This is a genomic window from Collinsella sp. (genome assembly GCF_052346665.1).
GTDB lineage: Bacteria > Actinomycetota > Coriobacteriia > Coriobacteriales > Coriobacteriaceae > Collinsella.
In genome coordinates, this window is the sequence record NZ_DAWDUX010000069.1 from 1 (window position 1) to 2,520 (window position 2,520).

A 2,520-nucleotide genomic window follows, 5' to 3' on the forward strand; every position below is an offset into this window, starting at 1 on the left:
TCATCCAGGCGCGCAAGCGAATCATCGCGAACCGTCGTGAGCTCGTCGACCCGCGGTTGCGCATCGCGCACGGCGACCGCCGCCTCCTCGCGGCGCTTGGCGAGATTAGCACGCTCGCCGAGCTTGACCGAAAGAGAATGTTCCATACGCCCGATCTCAGACAAGAGCGAGGCATGCTCTCCTTCGAGGCGCGAAATCGTTCCCGCGGCGTTACCCTCGACCGTGCGGGCCTCCTCAATAGCCTCGGTGGCCTCACCAACGCGCTCAACGGCATGGTCGAAGACGGCAAGCAAATCAGGCTCGAATCCCTCGAGTTCGCGAATGCGGCGCTTGCGCTCAAGTGAGCCGGCGGCACCCCCGCTCGTGGCGCCCAAGCGAACCACACCCCCATCACGCACGCGAGCGCCGTCGGGCGTCACGTAAAGCACGCCGGAAACGATGGGAGCCGACAGCGCATCGTCAAGGGAATCGACCACATAGACGTGACCGAGCAAAGCGGCGACGGCGGGAGCGTAGCCCTCGCGCACCTGAAGGCGCTCGACCAAGCGATAACCTGCGGCACCCTGGTGCCGGTCCGAAGCAGTAACATCTCGCGCAAGCAGAAGAGCCTCACCAGATGCATCCTTCTGGCCAAGGGCGAACGACGCAGCACGGGCAAGCGCATCGCCGTCCATGCAGACGAGCGCATCGATGTCCCCCGCAAGCAACTGCTCGACGAGGGGCTCAAGCTCGACGGGGGCTTCGATGACATCACCCAAACGCCCCGCAATGGACTCGGGGTGGTTGCTCACCACACGAGCGGCAAGGGGCGAGGAGTCACTCAGGCTCGCATCGACCTTCCTGAGTCCCGAAAGCTCAGAACGGACGTCGGCGAGCTTCTCACGCGTCTGAGCCTCTTTTTCCCGCAAATCCGCGAGAGCGGCGATTGCCGCGTCAAGGGCATCTTTAGCCTCCTGTCGTGCCGTGCGGGCGTCATCCAGCTCCGCGACGAGCTCGTCGGCACGATCGCGGCGATGGGCCAGAGAAGCACGCAGCTCATCGGCCTCGTCATCGACCTGTTCAAGGCGACGGGCATACATATCATCCTCGAGCTCGGCGTTGGAAAGCGTCTCCTTAACCTTGACGAGTTCGAGGGCGGCACCATCAGACGTTCGCTGGACCTCACGCTGCTCCCGCGTGAGCGCGGTGATAACCTCACCAAGCTCGATTCGTCGCGCGTGGAGCTCATCGGCGGCAGGCTCAAGGGCGGCAACGTCCTCTGCAGCCACGGTGGCCGTCGCACGCTCCTCATCAAGTTGCCGGTTGATGTCGGAAAGCTCCTCCACCGTTCGTCGCCGTTGGTGTTCGGAGCCGGAAAGGGTGCCACGCATCTCGGAGAGGCGCGCGACCATATTACGCCCCTTCTCCTCGAGCAAACGCATATCAGAACCGATTCGCCCGACGATATCCTGCATATGACGGCGCTGTTCACCAAGGTCACCAACGAACAGCCCTTTTTCCTCGAGCATGACCTGGAGCTTCTCGAGCTCGCGCTCCTTTTCGCCTAGGCGGTAGCGGGCGAGCTCGAGGGCCGCAGCGCTCTCGCGCGAGGACGACTCGAGATCCGCCCATTGGGCCTGGAGCTGACGAAGCTCGTCGACGGCAAGGACCTGTGTGAGCTCGGTCGCCCTGCTCGAGAGGTCCTTGTATTTTCGAGCGCGATCAACCTGCCGCTCGAGCGGCTTGAGTTGACGGGAGATCTCACGGTTTATGTCGCGCGCACGCGTGAGATGTTCATCCATGCTCTTGATCTTGCGCAGGGCGCGTTCCTTGCGGCGTTTGTGCTTGGAAATACCGGCGGCCTCTTCGATAAGGCTCCGCCGCTCCTCGGGGCGGCTCTGCAAAATCGCATCAAGCTTGCCCTGGGAGATGATGGAGTGCGTGTCCTTGCCTAAGCCGGAGTCATGCAAGATATCCTGAATGTCCATCAGGCGACACGGACTGGAATTGATGAGGTACTCGCTCTCACCCGAGCGGTACATGCGCCGCGTGATGGCGACCTCGTTGAAATCGACGGGAAGCACGTGATCGGAATTATCGAGCACGAGCGTCACCTCGGCAACACCCACCGGTTTACGCGCAGACGAGCCCGAGAAGATAACGTCCTCCATGGCCTGCCCGCGCAGCTGCTTGGCGCTCTGCTCGCCCAGAACCCACAAGATGGCATCAGAGACGTTCGATTTGCCCGAACCATTGGGACCAACGATAACCGTGAGCCCAGGTTCGAAGGTCATCTGAGCGCGATCGGCAAACGATTTGAAACCCTTGAGGGTGAGCGACTTAAGGTACACGGGGCCTCGCTATCCGAGCTTCTTCTTGAGGATAACGCCATTTGTGGTGTATCCCATGCGATCAAGCGCATCGAGGGCTGCGGCAGCTTCCGCTTCTTTCTTCGAGGAACCGGTGCCGCGGCCACGACGGATACCATCGACCAAGGCGATTGCGGTGAACGTGGGCTCATGCGCGGGCCCCTCTTCTCCA

2 protein-coding genes are annotated in these 2,520 nt (G+C 62.1%); both read right to left on the bottom strand.

The annotated features are described in order from the left end of the window. Positions 1-2,330 (bottom strand): chromosome segregation SMC family protein (locus tag ACT8II_RS09190; RefSeq protein ID WP_443813926.1); only part of this gene is annotated, 2,330 nt, incomplete at its 3' end. Positions 2,331-2,339: 9 nt separating this feature from the next. Next, positions 2,340-2,520 (bottom strand): putative dsRNA-binding protein (locus tag ACT8II_RS09195; RefSeq protein ID WP_443813928.1); only part of this gene is annotated, 181 nt, incomplete at its 5' end.